The sequence below is a fragment of the Pantoea sp. X-Soil-TKNS-1279 genome (assembly GCF_059730565.1).
Map to the genome: position 1 here is coordinate 1,872,058 of NZ_AP035948.1, position 18,688 is coordinate 1,890,745.

Here is an 18,688-nt window from a genome sequence, read left to right on the forward strand (position 1 = left end):
TCAATGATAAAACTGTACGTATATACAGTATTATTATCAGTCAATTCTGAGATCGCAATACGTTATCCCACCATTATTTTGTAAAACCCATAGATATCAATTAATTGATGAGTTTTCCCGGTGTAATGTCACCGCCGGTCCCTCAGCCAGCGTTTTTCCTTTATTTGCGCTAACAGACACATGATCCAGCCTTGCGGTGACGTATCTGGCCTGCACCCCGTATTCAGCGGTGATGGCAATATGGTGCAGATTGACATCGGTGATCGGTGCTTCCGGCAATCCGCTCAATATCATGGCGTATTTGGCACCGGTCGCCGCCAGATGATTGACGGTGATACCTGAGATAAAAGGCGTGGTGGCCGTCACCGGCGCTGGCGTGATAGGGGCAACCAGTGAATGACCTGCCGCACCGGCCTGACCGGAGTAACTGTCGGTAACCAGCAGCGGTGTGGCAACATTTGTCATCGTCACATGGTCAACCAGGAATGGCCCAATCTTGTTGCCGCGATCGCGACCTGATTTCACGCGCAGCCCATTTTCTGCGCCGATAAATCTCACATGTGAAACCACCACATTGCCGATACCGTTGATCGTCTCGCTACCCAGTGATATCCCATGTCCTTGTCTCATCACGGAATCCTGAACAGTGATATTTTCAGATTTTCCTCCGCTGCCCACGGTGATACCTGATTTGATGGCGATATGATCATCACCGGTACTGATGTCGGCGTGTTTTATCCGGATGTCTGTAGAAGAAACGATATCGATACCATCGGTATTCGGTGAGGTGATGGGGTTGTCGACGGTCAGTTGATCAATGTTCAGCTGATGGCTATTTCTGAGTACCAGGTTCCACATGGGGGAGTTGGTCAGCCGGATATGATGAATCTCTGAGGATGACACATTATTCATTTCCACCAGCCAGGGCCTGGGCATGCCATTTGCCAAAGGTATCCCTTTATATTTTGCTGTAAAAGCCTCCGGATGGCCGGACCTGACGGTATTGCGCAAATCGATCGCGGCTGGCCACCAGGCTTGCGCACCGTTGCCATCAATGGTCCCGCCACCCTCAATCGCCACATGACTGACACCATTGGCGAGGATGAATGCCTCATTCGGCTGTGTGGGCCTGCCAAGAAAGGCATCCACGAACTGGCGAGTATCGGGGGTGGCTTTCAGGGTAACGCCGTTGGGAATCACTAATCTCACGTTGCTTTTTAACGCGATCGGACCTGAAAGCCACACCCCTGACCCCAGTGTGACTTTACCTCCGCCTTTTTGCGCACACAGATCAATCGCTTGTTGAATGGCCTTGGTATTCAGCGTTACGCCATCGCCCTTGCCACCGAAATCAGCGGGGGAGCAAAGAAAGGGCGCGGCAGCGGCGCACAAGGGAGTAAGGCTTACGGCGACTAAAGCAAAACCGAACGTTGTTTTCTTCATGATATTGACGTCAATCCATAGAAATTAAGCACAGCCCATCAATGTAGCGTTGCCGACAAAAGCGGAGTAGAAGAAAGCCGCGTAGTGGGGCCGCGTTTTCTTGAGTATTTGTTTTTTCGATGTATTTATTCCGGGCAAATGCAAGCAAATATTGCGCGAGGTTATTTGCCATTGCCATTATCCGGCCACGGTGGCTGGCAAAATCCTTATTCGCGTCTACACTTAACCGCATTGATGTTCGCAGTCTGGTTACGGTGTTGACTATAAACTTGTTAATTTGTGGAGCGTTACCCATCGAAATACCATCCAGCCGGCAAACCCTCCCCGTTATACGTATCTTATCCTGCACGCAACCCGCCTCCGAACATCGATATTGCTATCAGCCATTCGTACAGGAGGAGTGACGTGACCCCAGCGGTACATGAGATCAGCACCCTACCGTCGTTGAGCGGCGGGCTTTTTGCCTTCTTTTTTGATGTTGATGGCACGCTGGCGACGATTCAACCGCAGCCCGAGATGGTGGCGATACCTGCATCGGTGCGCCAGCATCTGCAACAACTCTCCAATCTTAATCACGGCGCGCTGGCGCTGGTGTCTGGTCGACCGATTGCGCAACTGGATGAACTGGTTGCGCCGCTGGAAGCCTCAGCGGCAGGCGTACACGGGGCTGAACGCCGTGATGCCAGTGGCCGTATACATCGTCACTCACTGCCCGCCGATGTTGCGCAAACGCTGCAACGGGAATTGCAGGAAACGCTGGATCAATGGCCCGGCACTCAGCTGGAAGCCAAAGGGATGGCGTTTGCGCTGCATTATCGCCAGGCGATGACATATGAACAGGCGGTTATCAAGCTGGCGCAGGATGCTGTCGTCCGTTTTCCGGGGCTGGCGCTGCAACCGGGAAAATGCGTGGTGGAACTGAAACCGCAGGGCATCGATAAAGGCGCGGCGATCCGTGAATTTATGCGAGAAGCGCCTTTTGCCGGACGCATTCCGGTATTTGTGGGAGACGACCTGACAGATGAACAAGGCTTCCTGGCGGTTAACGCCCTGGGCGGTATCTCAGTCAAGGTCGGAGAAGGTTCCAGCTATGCGCGCTACCGCCTCAGCAGTGTGGATGCGGTCTGGAGCTGGCTGGAACAATTACTATTACAATCAAAGCATGACAACGTCGGTAAGGAGTCAAGGTTATGAGTCGCTTAGTAGTCGTATCTAACCGTATTGCCATTCCTGATGGGACCAAAGCCAGTGCAGGCGGCCTCGCCGTGGGTTTACTGGATGCGCTGAAAACCACCGGAGGATTATGGTTTGGCTGGAACGGCGAGATCAGCGAGATTTCCGGTGAAGAAGAGGATGAGGTGAGTGTCAGCGAGGTTGACGGCATCACCTATGCTGCGATGCCGCTGAATCAGAATGATTATGATCTTTATTACTGCCAGTTCTCCAACACCGTTATCTGGCCAGCTTTCCATTATCGCCTCGATCTGGTGCAGTTTCAGCGCGAAGCCTGGGAGGGCTATTGCCGCGTCAATACCCTGTTGGCGGATCGCCTGAAACCGCTGTTACGTGCAGACGATATTTTATGGATTCACGATTATCATTTGCTGCCCTTTGCCGCCGAGTTGCGCAAACAGGGTATTAACAACCGTATCGGATTCTTTCTGCATATCCCGTTCCCGACGCCGGAAATCTTCAATGCGCTGCCACCCCATCAGGCGCTGCTGGAGATGCTGTGCGACTACGACTTGTTGGGTTTCCAGACAGAATCCGATCGCGTGGCCTTTCTCGATAGCCTGAGCCAGTTGACGCAGCTACAGAATAAAGGTGAGAAGAAACATCGGGCGTTCGGCAATACGTTTATGACCGAGGTCTACCCGATTGGTATCGAGCCTGACAGCATTAAAGAGATGGCTGAGGGGCCGTTGCCACCGAAAATGGCGGCGATGAAGCGGGAGCTGGGGGATGTGCAGAACATCATCGCCTGTGAGCGACTGGATTACTCCAAGGGCCTGCCAGAGCGTTTTCTGGCCTATGAAGCGTTGCTGGAGCATTACCCACAGCATCGCGGCAACATCCGTTATTCGCAGATCGCGCCAACCTCACGCGGTGAGGTGCAGGCTTATCAGGACATTCGTCATCAGCTGGAAACCGAAGCCGGACGTATCAACGGGAAATATGGCACGCTGGGCTGGACGCCGCTTTATTACCTCAACCAGCATTTTGATCGCCGCCTGTTAATGAAGATTTTCCGCCTGACGGACGTAGGGCTGATCACGCCGTTACGTGATGGCATGAATCTGGTGGCGAAGGAGTACGTAGCGGCGCAGGACCCGGATGACCCTGGTGTACTGATTCTGTCGCGCTTTGCCGGCGCGGCTAACGAGCTGACGTCAGCCTTAATCGTCAACCCTTATGACCGCGATGAAGTCGCCGCCGCGCTGGACCGGGCGCTGACCATGCCACGTACTGAGCGTATATCGCGTTATAACGACATGATGGCGGTATTGCGGCAACACGATATCTCACACTGGCGTGAGCGTTTCCTGGCGGATTTAAACACCCTGCCGGAACGCAGCGCAGATCACGGTACCGCGCAGAAAGTCGCAACCTTTCCGAAACTGGCCTGATTCCACACTACACCCTCTCCCGTCTTGCGGGAGAGGGCTGGGGTGAGGGCAACAGGCACACAGACCTACACCATAAATCGCACCGCTACACTGGCAGCGTTTACATTCGCTTTCCTCACTCATTATTACGCCCCGTAATCGACGCTTTTTCGTTAAGCCGCGAATATACGATATATCAGGCAATTCCGTTATTTTCGCTCAAAAAAGCAACAATCAGGTGTAAAAACGCTTTTTTTCTCGATGCAATCCTAAAGATCTTCATCCCGCTGCCGATAGTTTTGGTACATCAATGCCTAAGCGCAACGATTCATTCATATCCCTAATGTAACGCATTGTTACATCCACTGTCGTTCACTAAACACTCCCTACGAACCGTTAACGCTATGTTGGCGCTCCGCGCAGACTATTCACATAACGCTTGCGGCACGCCGTTTATGACTTTGCGCAATATTCCCTGTAAGTGATTAATTTGAAAGCGAATAATTTCGACTTAATTTAGCATATTATGCTGCATGTTATTTTAAAGGTGGTGTGTTACAGCGATCTAATCGCAATGAGGCAGATAAAAGATCGCTTAAGGCTGTTGATATGCCAGATGGCGATTTGTAAGCGAAACGACAGGGAAATATTAGCGAAATAATGCATTTTTGATTAAAAAATGAGCAACAGAAAAGCAAAGCTGAAGGGTTGGAGAAAAAATTTGCCTTAAAAGTGTGACGTAGATCACACTTTATCTAAAATTTCACCCTTATCACGTTGTATGTCGAAATCAGACGATATAGATTTGCCTTGTTTTCAGAATAGTCTTAAAAAACTGTAAGCAGACGTCACGGAAGATGGTTACAACTCAAGAAAAGATTGGCCTGGAGTTATGACTACTACTGATCAGTGTCCCGGTGGGAAGTGAAACAGTTCAGTACACGTTTGGCTATGCCTGAATATTTTTTGCCATCTTTAGATTTACCAACCAGCAACCCGAACCATAGAGATATTCTTTCTGTGGCCGTATATATGTCGCGTCTATCAGGATGGAAAAAATGGGTACATCAGAATTACTAAAACATATCTATGACATCAACTTGTCATATTTGTTACTTGCTCAGCGTTTAATTAACCAGGAAAAAGCTTCAGCAATGTTTCGTTTGGGTATCGATGAGTCGATGGCCGATGCATTGTCACAATTAACTCTACCTGAGATGGTAAAATTAGCGGAAACCAATCAACTGGTTTGCCAGTTCCGCTTCACTGACCACAACATTATTAATCGCCTGACACAAGAATCGCGCGTGGATGATTTACAACAAATCCACACCGGTATTTTATTATCCAGCCGTTTACTGCGTAACGCGTCCAAAGACGACGTTGGCACGAAAAAGAGGGCGGTATAATGAGCGAAAAAAGTATTGTTCAGGAAGCGCGCGACATTCAACTCGCCATGGAGTTGATTACGCTGGGCGCGCGACTGCAAATGCTGGAAAGTGAAACGCAGCTGAGCCGCGGTCGCCTGATTAAGTTGTACAAAGAACTGCGCGGCAGCCCACCGCCAAAAGGGATGTTGCCGTTCTCCACTGACTGGTTCATGACCTGGGAACAGAATATCCATGCTTCCATGTTCTGTAACGCCTGGCAGTTCCTGTTAAAAACCGGGTTGAGCAACGGTGTGGAAGCGGTAATCAAAGCGTACCGTCTCTATCTTGAGCAGTGTCCACAATCTGATGATGGCCCGCTGCTGGCGCTGACGCGCGCCTGGACGCTGGTACGATTTGTGGAAAGTGGCATGCTGGAACTCTCCGATTGTAAATGCTGCAACGGTAGCTTTATTAACCACGCACATCAGCCAGCAGGCAGCTTTGTGTGCAGCCTGTGCCAGCCGCCATCACGCGCGGTAAAAAGACGTAAACTTTCTGCAGATTCTGCCGATACCTTTCCACAACTGCTGGATGAACAGGTTAAACACGCCGTTTAAGTTTGTTCGCATCGTGGAAGCCATCCAGCAGCGGTTAATCCGCTGCTTTTTTTTTGCGCTACGTTTGTGAATAACACCTGCGGCTCTCTGGCTTAACTTCCACCAACACGTTACGGACGTAAGGATTTTTTTGTGCTGATTATTCTGGGTTATATCGTGGTCCTCGGGTCCGTGTTAGGCGGCTACTTGTTGGTTGGCGGCCATCTGGGCGCGCTTTATCAGCCATCGGAGTTGCTGATAATTGGCGGCGCTGCCGTTGGTGCTTTTTTGGTCGGTAACAATGGCAAGGCAATTAAAAAGACCTTAAAAGCATTTCCCTTGTTAATGCGCGGCTCGAAATATAACAAAGCCGTATACATGGATTTAATGGCTCTGCTGTATCGCCTGATGGCGAAGTCCCGTCAGCAGGGGATGTTATCTCTCGAGCGCGATATTGAAGATCCCAGTCAGAGTGAAATTTTTGCTAACTATCCGCGTATTCTGGCCGATAAACAGTTAGTGGATTTTATTACCGATTATTTGCGTTTGATGGTAAGCGGAAATATGAACGCCTTCGAAATCGAAGCGTTGATGGACGAAGAAATTGAGACCTATGAGCACGAGTGTGAAGTGCCAGCGCAAAGTTTATCCGCGGTCGGTGACGGCTTACCCGCCTTTGGTATCGTGGCAGCGGTAATGGGCGTGGTGCACGCACTGGCATCGGCGGACCGTCCGGCAGCAGAACTGGGTGCGTTAGTGGCACATGCGATGGTGGGGACCTTCCTTGGCATCCTGCTGGCTTACGGCTTTATTTCGCCGCTGGCCTCACTGTTACGTCAGAAATGCGCTGAATCCACCAAGATGATGCAGTGCATTAAAGTGACCTTGCTCTCCAGTCTCAACGGTTACGCCCCGCAGATCGCGGTGGAGTTTGGGCGTAAAACCCTGTACTCCACAGAACGTCCGTCGTTCCAGGAGTTGGAAGAACACGTACGCAACGCGAAAAACCCGGCTAAACAGACCTCGGATGAAGCCTCATGAAGCATGGCAATCGCCCCATTGTGCTGATCAAACGGCGCAAACATAAAAGGCATGAAGGAGGTCATGGCTCATGGAAGATCGCCTATGCCGACTTTATGACGGCGATGATGGCGTTCTTTATGGTGATGTGGCTGCTCTCGATCGCGAACCCGCAGCAGCTGATACAGATTGCGGAATACTTCAGAACACCGTTGAAAGTGGCGTTAACCGGTGGACAGCGCAGCAGCGACAGCGACAGCCCCATTCCTGGTGGCGGTGATGATCCGACCAAAAAGCAGGGTGAGGTCAAGAAAGCGGTCGATATGGATGCACAGAAACGTCAGCTGGATGATATCCGTCTGAACCGTCTGCGTGAAAAACTCGACCAGCTGATTGAAGCCGATCCGCGTCTGAAAGCGCTGCGCCCCCATTTGATCATCAATATGGTGGAAGAGGGGTTGCGTATCCAGATCATCGATAGCCAGAACCGACCGATGTTTAAAACCGGCAGCGCCGAGGTTGAGCCTTATATGCGCGATATCCTGCGTGCCATTGCGCCGTTGTTGAATGCTATCCCCAACAAAATCAGCCTGGCGGGGCACACCGATGACTTCCAGTATGCCAATGGCGATCGTGGTTACAGCAACTGGGAACTGTCGGCAGACCGTGCCAACGCCTCACGTCGCGAGTTGGTGATGGGGGGGCTTGATGCCGGCAAAATGCTGCGCATCGTCGGTATGGCGGACACCATGAAACTGAAAAACCGCGGGGGTGATGATGCTGTTAACCGCCGCATTAGCCTGCTGGTGTTGAACCATGACACTGAAGCAGCAATTGAAAAAGAGAACGCCGAGAGCGATGCCGTCCAGGTTAGCGACCCGGCACAGATAATTCCCGATATTACCGCGCCCGCAGTTCCGGCTGCGCCGACAGCACCAGCGGCTTCAACGACACCGGCAGCGCCGGCTGCTTCGACGACGCCAGCTGCTCCGGCCAATCCGGGTGCAAGTGCGGTGACTACTGACCACTCCTCACAGCCGAGGTGATCCCGTGAGCATGGACATCAGCGATTTTTACCAGACGTTTTTTGATGAGGCCGATGAGCTGTTAGCGGACATGGAGCAACACCTGTTGGGACTGGATCCCCAGGAGCCAGATTCCGAACAGTTGAATGCTATCTTCCGCGCTGCCCACTCGATTAAGGGCGGAGCCGGTACGTTCGGCTTTACCGTTTTACAGGAAACCACTCACATCCTGGAAAACATTCTGGATGGTGCGCGTCGTGGCGAAATGGCGCTCAGCACCGACATCATCAACCTGTTTTTGGAAACCAAAGATATTATGCAGGAACAGCTCGATGCCTATAAAACCGCGCAGGAACCGAACGCAGAAAGCTTTAACTACATCTGCGAAGCCCTGCGTCAGCTGGCGCTGGAAGCCAAAGGGGTAGCGCCAGCCGCACCGGCCGCTGCTGCCGTGGTGGTAAACGAGGTGCCTGCGGCACCGGCCACCGGCGCTGCGGGACTGCGTCTGCAACTGGTTGACCTGAAAGAAAAAGAACCCGATTTGTTGCTGGAAGAACTGGGCAATCTCGGTACGTTAAGTGACGTGGTAAAAGGTGCCAACACACTGGAAGCCACTATCGACGGCGTGGGTAAAGATGACATCGTCGCGGTGCTGTGCTTTGTGATTGAAGAAGCACAGATTCGCTTCCCGGAAGGTGCCGCTGCGCCTGAAGCCGCTCCGTCACCTGCGCCAGTGGTTGCGGCTGAACCGGCACCCACTGCCACCGTAACCGATATTACTCCGGCGAAGCGCGAAACCAAACGCGCAGCCGCACCGGCCAAAGCCAGCGAATCCAGCAGTATCCGCGTTGCGGTAGAGAAAGTTGATCAGTTGATCAACCTGGTGGGTGAACTGGTGATTACCCAGTCGATGCTGGCACAGCGTTCCGGCGAACTGGACCCGGTGGCACATGGTGATCTGCTGAACAGCATGGGGCAGTTGGAACGCAATGCGCGCGACCTCCAGGAATCGGTGATGTCGATCCGTATGATGCCGATGGAGTATGTCTTCAGCCGCTTCCCGCGTCTGGTGCGCGACCTTGCCAGCAAGCTGGGTAAAGAGGTGGAACTGACGCTGCTCGGCAGCTCGACCGAACTGGATAAGAGCCTGATCGAACGCATTATCGATCCGTTAACTCACCTGGTGCGTAACAGCCTCGACCACGGTATTGAATCACCGGAAAAACGTCTGGCTGCCGGCAAAAGCGGTGTCGGTAATTTGACGCTGTCTGCGGAACATCAGGGCGGCAACATCTGTATTGAAGTGGTCGATGACGGTGCGGGCCTCAACCGTGAACGTATTCTGGCGAAAGCGATGTCCTCTGGCCTGCCGGTCAGTGAAAGCATGAGCGACGAAGAAGTCGGTATGTTGATCTTCGCACCTGGCTTCTCCACCGCTGAACAGGTAACCGACGTGTCGGGCCGTGGTGTTGGCATGGATGTGGTGAAGCGAAATATTCAGGAAATGGGCGGTCACGTCGAAATCGCCTCGAAGCAGGGCAAAGGCACCACCATCCGCATTCTGCTGCCGTTGACGCTGGCTATTCTGGATGGGATGTCAGTACGTGTTGCCGATGAAGTGTTTATCCTGCCACTCAACGCGGTGATGGAATCACTGCAACCGCGTGCCGAAGAACTGAAACCGCTGGCCGGTGGCGAACGCGTGCTGGAAGTGCGTGGTGAGTATCTGCCGCTGGTGGAACTGTGGAATGTGTTCGATGTGCAGCACGCCAAGACCGATGCTACGCAGGGGATTGTGGTGATCCTGCAAAGCGCAGGCCGTCGCTATGCCCTGTTGGTTGATCAGCTGATTGGTCAGCATCAGGTGGTGGTGAAAAACCTCGAAAGCAACTACCGCAAAGTGCCGGGCATCTCCGCCGCCACCATCCTTGGCGATGGTAGCGTGGCGTTGATTGTGGATGTCTCAGCCCTGCAATCGCTGAACCGTGAAAAACGTGTGGCCGGTGCCGCAGCGTAATCGATAACGAAAAGGTAAATACAATGACTGGAATGGCAACCGTGACGAAAATCGCTGGCGAAACCGTGGGCCAGGAGTTCTTAGTCTTCACGCTGGGAGATGAAGAGTACGGTATCGATATCCTGAAAGTGCAGGAAATTCGTGGCTACGATCAGGTAACGCGTATCGCGAACACGCCGGAATTTATCAAAGGCGTGACCAACCTGCGCGGCGTGATTGTGCCGATTATCGATCTGCGCGTGAAGTTTTCGCAGCCAGATGTGGATTACAACGAGAACACCGTGGTGATTGTGCTGAATCTTGAGCATCGCGTGGTGGGTATCGTGGTGGACGGTGTTTCTGATGTGCTGTCCCTGACGCAGGATCAAATCCGTCCGGCACCGGAATTCGCCGTGACCATGTCGACTGAGTATCTGACGGGCCTCGGCGCGTTGGGTGAACGCATGCTGATTCTGGTGGATATCGAGAAGCTGCTGAGCAGCGAAGAGATGGCGCTGGTCGATACTCTGCGCAGCGCATAAGACCTGACTAATTAACGGGTCGGCTCGCCCGGCCCGTTATCATTTCCTGTAGAAATAATCCCTTATAAATCAACATTATTTTTGCATTTTCTTCACCATCTGATCTCAATTTCATCCCTGCCACGCCGATAACTTCACTGCATTTTTTTCACTTTTCAGGGCAATGTATGTTTACGAAAATCCGTGTTGTCACCAGCTTATTGCTGGTGTTGTTGATCTTTGGCTTTTTGCAGTTGGCTTCAGGGTCGCTGTTTTTTAAAGCATTGAGTGATGACAAAACCAGTTTTAACGTCGCGCAGCTGGCGAGCAAAAACATCGCTGCAATCAATGATGCTTATATGAGCCTCAACCAGAGTCGGGTGCTGCTGACACGCATTATGTTACGTGTTGCTAACAGCAAACTGTCGGGCGAAACCGCCGATTTGACCTCGCTGTATGACCAAAGCAAAGGCTTTCAGGATAACGCGACAGCAAACTATCAGCTGTTCAAGAACACCCCGGATACCCCAGGGCAGGATGCACAGCTCAATAAACATCTGGATGAGACGTTTAGCGCTTACGCCAGTGCATTGAGTCAGATGCAGGATGCGTTGCAGGCCAACGATTTTGAAAAAGCCGGTAAGCTGCCGGTGGCACCTACCCAGAGCGCCTTCCTGAAGGATTACACGCAGTGGCGTGCCGATCAGGATCGCCTGACTGAAGCCGGTGTGGAAGCGAATATCTCTGCCTATACGCGCATGATGTGGCTGCTTGGCATTGTGATGGCGGTGGTGGTGGCAGTGATTGTGCTGTGCTGGTTTGGTCTGCGTAAGGTGCTGATCAACCCGCTTAACAGCAACATTCGTCATATTCAGCACATCGCGCAGGGTGACCTCACGCAAACCATCGCCATTGAGGGGCGCAATGAAATGAGCCAACTGGCGAGTAACCTGCATGAAATGCAGCAGTCGCTGGTGCGTACCGTCAGCAACGTGCGCGACGGCTCCGACGCCATCTTTACCGGTGCCAGCGAGATTTCTGCTGGCAACAACGATCTGTCGGCGCGCACTGAAGAACAGGCAGCCTCGCTGGAGCAGACCGCCGCCAGTATGGAGCAGCTGACCGCCACGGTGAAACAGAATGCCGAGAATGCGCGTCAGGCTTCGCAGCTCGCACTCAGCGCCTCAGAAACCGCGCAGAAAGGCGGCACGGTGGTGGATGGTGTGGTACGCACCATGCAGGATATCGCCGGCAGTTCGAAGAAGATCGCCGATATTATTAGCGTGATTGACGGTATCGCCTTCCAGACCAACATCCTGGCCCTGAACGCGGCGGTGGAAGCCGCGCGTGCCGGAGAACAGGGTCGTGGTTTTGCCGTGGTGGCCGGTGAAGTGCGCAGTCTGGCCCAGCGTAGCGCCCAGGCGGCGAAGGAGATCAAGGGACTGATTGAGGACTCGGTCAATCGCGTCAATACCGGTTCCACGCTGGTAGGCACCGCCGGGGAAACCATGAGCGATATCGTCAATGCGGTGACGCGCGTGACGGACATCATGGGCGAGATTGCGTCGGCGTCAGACGAGCAGAGCCGGGGTATCGACCAGGTCGGCCAGGCGGTGACCGAGATGGACCGTGTAACGCAGCAGAACGCCTCGCTGGTGGAGGAGTCGGCGGCGGCGGCGGCGTCGCTGGAGGAGCAGGCGAGTCGCTTAAGCCAGTCGGTATCGGTGTTTAAAATCCCGCGTGCGCAGGCCGTTGCCGCCGTGACGCGTCACCCGCAGATTGCACCGAAGCTGCTGGATACACCGCGTAAAGCGGTAACTGCGCCAGTCAGCGACAGCAACTGGGAAACGTTCTAACCCTCGCACTGACTGACAGGCATATACGTAGCGACGCGATTTATCGCGCCATTCTGTACGCGCTGCCAGAAAAATCTGCGCGATGAATCGCGCCGCTACCACAGTGATCTGAAACATGCGCCTGAAAAGGCGCATTTTTTTTATTGTTAATTTTTTTAGTTACAAAACTCTGCAATCAACATAAATGGCAGAGTTTTAGTTTGTAAAGACGCTTAAACGCCCTCAGAAACTCAGAGGCGCGGTCGATAACAGGGGGAGCCGAAACACTTTTTTGGAGAACCCATGTTAAAACGAATCAATGTAGTGACCAGCCTGATCACCGTCTTGTTGGTCTTTGGTGCTTTGCAGTTAATTTCGGGCGGCCTGTTCTGGTCAGCCTTACAAAAAGATAAGGAGGCATTTGCGGTCGCACAGGTGTCCACCAACAATGTTGCGGCGATGAGCGATGCGTGGATTGAACTCAACCAAACCCGTACGGTGCTGAACCGCGCGATGTTACGTATGCAAGGCAGCATGGCGGCGCAAACCAATGGCGGCCAGTTGGCGGCACTGATTGCACAGACGGAAAAGCAGCTCAAGGCAGCCGATGGCTATTTCCAGCGTTATTACAATTTGCCAGCCACACCGGGGTTTCCGGTTGAGCTGCGTGACCGACTGGAGGCGGATTATGCTGCCTATGACAACGGTCTGAAAGCGATGCTGGAGCGCCTGAAGGCCGATGACCTGCAAGGCATGTTTGCGCAGAACATCGAGGCCAAACAGGTGGTGATGAAGGGGACCTATGAAGCCTGGCGTACTAAACAGAGTGAGCTGGCGGCGGCAGGTGTTGCGCAGAATGAACGCGCCTTCAACACCATGATGTGGTTGCTTGGCAGCATGGTGGTGGTGGTACTCGCGGTCATCATCGGCTGTTGGTTTGGCCTGCGTAGCGTGTTGATTCAGCCGTTACAACAGCTGCTGACGCACATTCGCCACATTGCGGCGGGTGATTTGACCCAGCCGATTAAGGTGGAAGGTCGCAACGAGATGAGCCAACTGGCGGAAGGGCTACTGGAGATGCAGCAGGAGCTGGTGCGCACCGTCAGCAACGTGCGCGACGGCTCCGACGCCATCTTTACCGGTGCCAGCGAGATTTCTGCTGGCAACAACGATCTGTCGGCGCGCACTGAAGAACAGGCAGCCTCGCTGGAGCAGACCGCCGCCAGTATGGAGCAGCTGACCGCCACGGTGAAACAGAATGCCGAGAATGCGCGTCAGGCGTCGCAGTTGGCACTCAGCGCCTCAGAAACCGCGCAGAAAGGCGGCACGGTGGTGGATGGTGTGGTACGCACCATGCAGGATATCGCCGGCAGTTCGAAGAAGATCGCCGATATTATCAGCGTGATTGACGGTATCGCCTTCCAGACCAACATCCTGGCCCTGAATGCGGCGGTGGAAGCCGCGCGTGCCGGAGAACAGGGTCGTGGTTTTGCCGTGGTGGCCGGTGAAGTGCGCAGTCTGGCCCAGCGTAGCGCCCAGGCGGCGAAGGAGATCAAGGGACTGATTGAGGACTCGGTCAATCGCGTCAATACCGGTTCCACGCTGGTAGGCACCGCCGGGGAAACCATGAGCGATATCGTCAATGCGGTGACGCGCGTGACGGACATCATGGGCGAGATTGCATCGGCGTCAGACGAGCAGAGCCGGGGTATCGACCAGGTCGGCCAGGCGGTGACCGAGATGGACCGCGTAACGCAGCAGAACGCCTCGCTGGTGGAGGAGTCGGCGGCGGCGGCGGCGTCGCTGGAAGAGCAGGCGAGTCGCTTAAGCCAGTCGGTATCGGTGTTTAAAATCCCGCGTGCGCAGGCCGTTGCCGCCGTGACGCGTCACCCGCAGATTGCACCGAAGCTGCTGGATACACCGCGTAAAGCGGTGACCGCGCCAGTCAGCGACAGCAACTGGGAAACGTTCTAACCCCCGCACTGACTGACAGGCATATACGTAGCGGCGCGATAAATCGTGCCGCTACGATAAGTGCCAGTGGACAGACTCAGCTGGTCCAACCCCTTCTATCCAACATAAAGATCACCCCCTGGACGCCGATAACAGAAGCGATCCGCCAACCAATGAGGTGTTTATGTTTAGTCGTGTTCGTGTCGTTTCCGGCCTGCTGTGTGTGCTGGCGCTGTTTGCCTTACTACAGCTGTTTTCCGGAGGGATGTTTTTTCAAACGGTGAAAGCCGATAAGGATAATTTTGCCTACAACCAGCGCCTCAGTACCTTGCAGCGGGCGATGGGCACCTCATGGGTTTCGTTGGTTCAGGCGCGCAACACGCTGAACCGTGCCGGAATCCGTTATCTGCTGGACACTCAGCAGGCTGGTTCGGGTGCTACCGTGAAAGAATTGGTGGCATTGGCCAGTGAGGAACTGAAAGTGGCCGACCAAGGGTTTGCTGAATTTAACGCCAACCTGTCTGAAAAGGGTAAAACGGCAGAAAACGTGCTGACGCTTCAGGCGAATTACAACGCTTATCACGGCGCGTTGCAGGAACTGATCGATTTTCTCAATACCGGTAACTTCAAAGGATTTGTCGACCAACCCACTCAAGGGTTCCAGGACAAATTTGCTAAGGATTACAACGCCTGGCTGAGTTACAACAAAATTCTCGCCCTGCGCGGCATTGATGACAACCTGGCGGCCTATCACAAGTCAGTCTGGCTGATTGTCGCCATGCTGGTGGTGACGGTGGTGTTGATCGCCCTGGTGTGGAGCGGGATGCGTACTGCGTTGCTCCGCCCGCTGACGCAGAGCATCGAACATATCCGCCATATTGCGCGCGGCGATCTGACGCAGCAGGTTGAGGTTAATGTGCGCAACGAAATGGGTGAGCTGCTGAGTTCTTTGCAACATATGCAGCAGGAACTGGCCCGCACCGTCCGTACCGTGCGTGATGGATCTGACGCCATTTATACCGGTGCCAGCGAAATCGCGATGGGCAACAACGATCTCTCCTCACGTACCGAGCAGCAGGCGGCATCGCTGGAGCAGACTGCCGCCAGCATGGAGCAGCTGACTGCCACCGTCAAACAGAACGCCGAAAATGCCCGTCAGGCCTCACAGCTGGCGCTGACTGCGTCAGAAACCGCCCAGCAGGGCGGCAAAGTGGTGGATGGCGTGGTCACCACCATGAAAGAGATTGCCGGTAGCTCCAAGAAGATTGCGGATATCACCAGCGTGATTGATGGCATCGCCTTCCAGACCAACATTCTCGCGTTGAACGCGGCGGTGGAAGCCGCCCGTGCCGGGGAGCAGGGACGTGGTTTTGCGGTGGTCGCCGGTGAGGTGCGTAGTCTGGCACAACGCAGCGCCCAGGCGGCGAAAGAGATCAAAGGTTTGATCGAGGACTCGGTCAGCCGTGTTGATACCGGCTCGGTGCTGGTGGAAAGCGCGGGTGAGACCATGACCAACATCGTCAATGCGGTCACGCGCGTGACCGACATCATGGGTGAGATTGCCTCTGCGTCGGACGAACAGAGCCGGGGTATCGACCAGGTGGGTCTGGCGGTTAACGAGATGGATCGCGTTACGCAGCAAAACGCCGCGCTGGTGGAAGAGTCAGCTACTGCGGCGGCGGCACTGGAAGATCAAGCCAGCCGACTGAAACAATCGGTGGCGGTGTTCAATATCGGTAAAGAATTTGTCGCCCAGGCCGTTAACGTAACTACAGCGCCAAAATTATTGCGTCCGGCTGCCTCTAAAGCACTGGCACAACCGGCAGGCGCCCGCGCTGACGATAACTGGGAAACCTTTTAAACCTGTGGCCGTGGCAACACGGCCCCTGTACCTGGGTGCGCACTGGCAGCACAGTAGCAACCGCAGTAATCACAATTTAATCAGTTTGTTGCCGGGTGACCTGAGATGAAGAAATCGACGTTAATGGATCAAAATGAAGCGACCTCGCTGCTTACGCAGATGGTGCAGCGCCTGCCGCTTTCTGATGCGCACTTTCGTCGTATCAGTCAGCTGATCTATCAGCGAGCAGGCATCGTGCTGGCCGACCATAAACGCGAGATGGTTTACAACCGTCTGGTACGTCGCTTGCGGATGCTGAACATTGATGATTTTGGCCGTTATCTGGCGCTGCTGGAGCAGGATCCTAACAGCGCCGAGTGGCAGGCATTTATTAATGCCCTGACCACCAACCTGACGTCTTTTTTCCGTGAGGCGCACCATTTTCCTATCCTGGCCGATCATGCGCGGAAGCGCAGTGGTAGCTACAGCGTATGGTGTGCTGCGGCTTCCACCGGCGAAGAACCTTATTCGATCGCCATGACGCTGGCGGAAACGCTGGGTAGCGGGCCGGGGAAGTTTCAGGTTCATGCCAGCGATATCGATACACAGGTGCTGGAAAAAGCGGTTGCAGGCGTTTATCGGCAGGAAGAGTTGCGCACGTTGTCGCAATCGCAGTTGCAGCGCTTTTTCCTGCGTGGCACAGGCCCGCATGAAGGGATGGTGCGGGTGCGTTCGGAACTGTCGAGCCAGGTCAGCTATGCCCAGCTCAATTTGCTGGCGAATGACTGGTCGCTGCCTGGCCCCTTCGACGCGATCTTTTGCCGCAACGTGATGATCTATTTCGATAAAGAGACGCAGGAGCAAATCCTGCGCCGTTTTGTTCCCCTGCTGAAGCCCGGCGGCGTGCTGTTTGCCGGGCATTCAGAGAACTTCAGCCAGATCAGTAAAGAGTTCTGGCTGCGTGGACAGACAGTCTATGGACTGACCAAGGAAAGACGATGAGCAAAATCACCGTGATGTGCGTGGATGACTCTGCGCTGATGCGGCAGTTGATGACCGAAATCATCAACAGCCATCCTGATATGGAGATGGTTGCGACTGCACCGGACCCGCTGGTGGCGCGTGACCTAATCAAGCAGTACAACCCGCAAGTGCTGACGCTGGATGTGGAAATGCCGCGCATGGACGGCCTCGATTTTCTCGAAAAGCTCATGCGTCTGCGTCCGATGCCGGTGGTGATGGTGTCATCCCTCACCGGGAAAGGTTCCGAGATCACCCTGCGGGCGCTCGAATTGGGGGCGGTGGACTTTGTCACCAAGCCGCAACTCGGTATCCGTGAAGGCATGTTGGCTTACAGCCAAATGATCGCCGACAAAATCCGCGCCGCGGCACGGGCTAAATTGCACGTTCGTACCGCCACGGCGGTGCCAGCCACGTTGAAAGCGGTGCCGTTACTGAGCAGTGAAAAGCTGATTGCCATTGGTTCCTCAACCGGCGGCACCGAGGCGATTCGCCATGTGCTCCAGCCGCTGCCCGCGACCAGCCCGGCGCTGCTGATTACCCAGCATATGCCACCGGGATTCACCCGATCGTTTGCTGAGCGGTTGAATAAACTGTGCCAGATCACCGTGAAAGAGGCGGAAGACGGCGAACGTATTCTGCCCGGCCATGCCTATATCGCGCCGGGTGCGATGCATATGGAGCTGGCACGTAGCGGCGCCAACTACGTGGTGAAGATTAACGACGCACCGCCTGTCAATCGTCATAAGCCGTCAGTGGACGTGCTGTTCCGATCGGTGGCGGTCAACGCCGGACGAAATGCAGTGGGCGTGATTCTGACCGGGATGGGGAACGACGGTGCGGCCGGGATGCTGGAAATGCATCGCGCGGGTGCCTGGACCATCGCGCAGGATGAAGCCAGTTGCGTGGTATTTGGCATGCCGCGCGAGGCGATTGCACTCGGCGGTGCCAGCGAAGTGGTCGATTTGGGCCACATCAGCCAGCACATGCTGGCGAAAATTAGCGCCGGACAGGCATTGCGAATTTAACAGGCCCGTCCTGCCGGGCGAGACAACACAGGAGTAGATATGGCTGATAAAAATATGCGCTTTTTGGTGGTGGACGATTTCAATACGATGCGTCGTATCGTTCGCAACCTGTTAAAAGAGCTGGGATTCAATAACGTTGAAGAGGCAGAAGACGGTGCCGATGCACTGACGAAACTGCGCGCAGGCGGCTTTGACTTTGTGATTTCCGACTGGAACATGCCCAACATGGACGGTCTGGAACTGCTGCAAACCATCCGTGCCGACGCCACGCTGGGCAAACTGCCGGTATTGATGGTCACCGCGGAAGCGAAGAAAGAGAACATCATCGCGGCGGCGCAGGCCGGGGCCAGCGGATATGTGGTGAAGCCGTTTACTGCGGCCACACTGGAAGAAAAATTGGGCAAGATCTTCGAAAAACTGGGTATGTAAGGAGAT

The 18,688-nt window shown here is 54.3% G+C and carries 15 protein-coding genes; 14 read left to right on the plus strand and 1 reads right to left on the minus strand.

The features are described 5' to 3' along the window. Positions 1-96 precede the first annotated feature (96 nt). Positions 97-1,443 (minus strand): glycoside hydrolase family 28 protein, encoded by a 1,347-nt coding sequence (locus AC6I8N_RS08890; RefSeq protein WP_497830532.1) that lies wholly within the window; start codon positions 1,441-1,443, stop codon positions 97-99. Between the two features lie 405 nt (positions 1,444-1,848). On the opposite strand from AC6I8N_RS08890, the gene otsB reads away from it, so the two are divergent. The 14 genes from otsB (at position 1,849) to cheY (ending at position 18,682) form a co-directional block, all read left to right on the plus strand. Beyond that, positions 1,849-2,637: a trehalose-phosphatase gene (gene otsB, locus AC6I8N_RS08895; protein WP_497830533.1), complete on the plus strand. Its 789-nt coding sequence runs from the start codon at positions 1,849-1,851 to the stop codon at positions 2,635-2,637. Continuing rightward, positions 2,634-4,070, plus strand: coding sequence for an alpha,alpha-trehalose-phosphate synthase (gene otsA, locus AC6I8N_RS08900; RefSeq protein ID WP_021185714.1), 1,437 nt, complete (start codon positions 2,634-2,636; stop codon positions 4,068-4,070). Before otsB ends, otsA begins: the two co-directional genes overlap by 4 nt. Positions 4,071-5,107: 1,037 nt before the next feature. After that, positions 5,108-5,458 carry a flagellar transcriptional regulator FlhD gene (gene flhD, locus AC6I8N_RS08905; RefSeq protein WP_013508776.1) on the plus strand — a complete coding sequence of 117 codons (351 nt, stop codon included), beginning with the start codon at positions 5,108-5,110 and terminating at the stop codon, positions 5,456-5,458. Then, entirely contained in the window at positions 5,458-6,036 is a 579-nt protein-coding gene (gene flhC / locus AC6I8N_RS08910; RefSeq protein ID WP_013508777.1) for a flagellar transcriptional regulator FlhC, read from the plus strand. Before flhD ends, flhC begins: the two co-directional genes overlap by 1 nt. Positions 6,037-6,168: 132 nt before the next feature. Next, positions 6,169-7,056, plus strand: coding sequence for a flagellar motor stator protein MotA (gene motA, locus AC6I8N_RS08915; RefSeq protein ID WP_208725300.1), 888 nt, complete (start codon positions 6,169-6,171; stop codon positions 7,054-7,056). After that, positions 7,053-8,081, plus strand: coding sequence for a flagellar motor protein MotB (gene motB / locus AC6I8N_RS08920; protein ID WP_021185715.1), 1,029 nt, complete (start codon positions 7,053-7,055; stop codon positions 8,079-8,081). Before motA ends, motB begins: the two co-directional genes overlap by 4 nt. A 10-nt stretch (positions 8,082-8,091) precedes the next feature. Continuing rightward, the gene (gene cheA, locus AC6I8N_RS08925) at positions 8,092-10,077 is read left to right on the plus strand and encodes a chemotaxis protein CheA (protein WP_497830675.1); all 1,986 of its coding nucleotides are present in this window, start codon (positions 8,092-8,094) and stop codon (positions 10,075-10,077) included. Between the two features lie 23 nt (positions 10,078-10,100). Then, positions 10,101-10,598, plus strand: coding sequence for a chemotaxis protein CheW (gene cheW / locus AC6I8N_RS08930; RefSeq protein ID WP_036627437.1), 498 nt, complete (start codon positions 10,101-10,103; stop codon positions 10,596-10,598). Between the two features lie 167 nt (positions 10,599-10,765). Continuing rightward, positions 10,766-12,433 carry a methyl-accepting chemotaxis protein gene (locus tag AC6I8N_RS08935; protein WP_497830534.1) on the plus strand — a complete coding sequence of 556 codons (1,668 nt, stop codon included), beginning with the start codon at positions 10,766-10,768 and terminating at the stop codon, positions 12,431-12,433. Between the two features lie 282 nt (positions 12,434-12,715). Beyond that, on the plus strand, positions 12,716-14,386 hold the full coding sequence (locus AC6I8N_RS08940; protein WP_208725303.1) for a methyl-accepting chemotaxis protein: 1,671 nt from the start codon (positions 12,716-12,718) through the stop codon (positions 14,384-14,386). Between the two features lie 163 nt (positions 14,387-14,549). Beyond that, positions 14,550-16,226, plus strand: coding sequence for a methyl-accepting chemotaxis protein (locus AC6I8N_RS08945; protein ID WP_497830535.1), 1,677 nt, complete (start codon positions 14,550-14,552; stop codon positions 16,224-16,226). Positions 16,227-16,331: 105 nt separating this feature from the next. Next, positions 16,332-17,207: a protein-glutamate O-methyltransferase CheR gene (cheR, locus tag AC6I8N_RS08950; RefSeq protein WP_021185306.1), complete on the plus strand. Its 876-nt coding sequence runs from the start codon at positions 16,332-16,334 to the stop codon at positions 17,205-17,207. Beyond that, the gene (locus AC6I8N_RS08955; RefSeq protein WP_021185305.1) at positions 17,204-18,253 is read left to right on the plus strand and encodes a protein-glutamate methylesterase/protein-glutamine glutaminase; all 1,050 of its coding nucleotides are present in this window, start codon (positions 17,204-17,206) and stop codon (positions 18,251-18,253) included. Before cheR ends, AC6I8N_RS08955 begins: the two co-directional genes overlap by 4 nt. A 39-nt stretch (positions 18,254-18,292) precedes the next feature. Beyond that, the gene (gene cheY, locus AC6I8N_RS08960; RefSeq protein ID WP_013508787.1) at positions 18,293-18,682 is read left to right on the plus strand and encodes a chemotaxis response regulator CheY; all 390 of its coding nucleotides are present in this window, start codon (positions 18,293-18,295) and stop codon (positions 18,680-18,682) included. Positions 18,683-18,688: the final 6 nt, after the last annotated feature.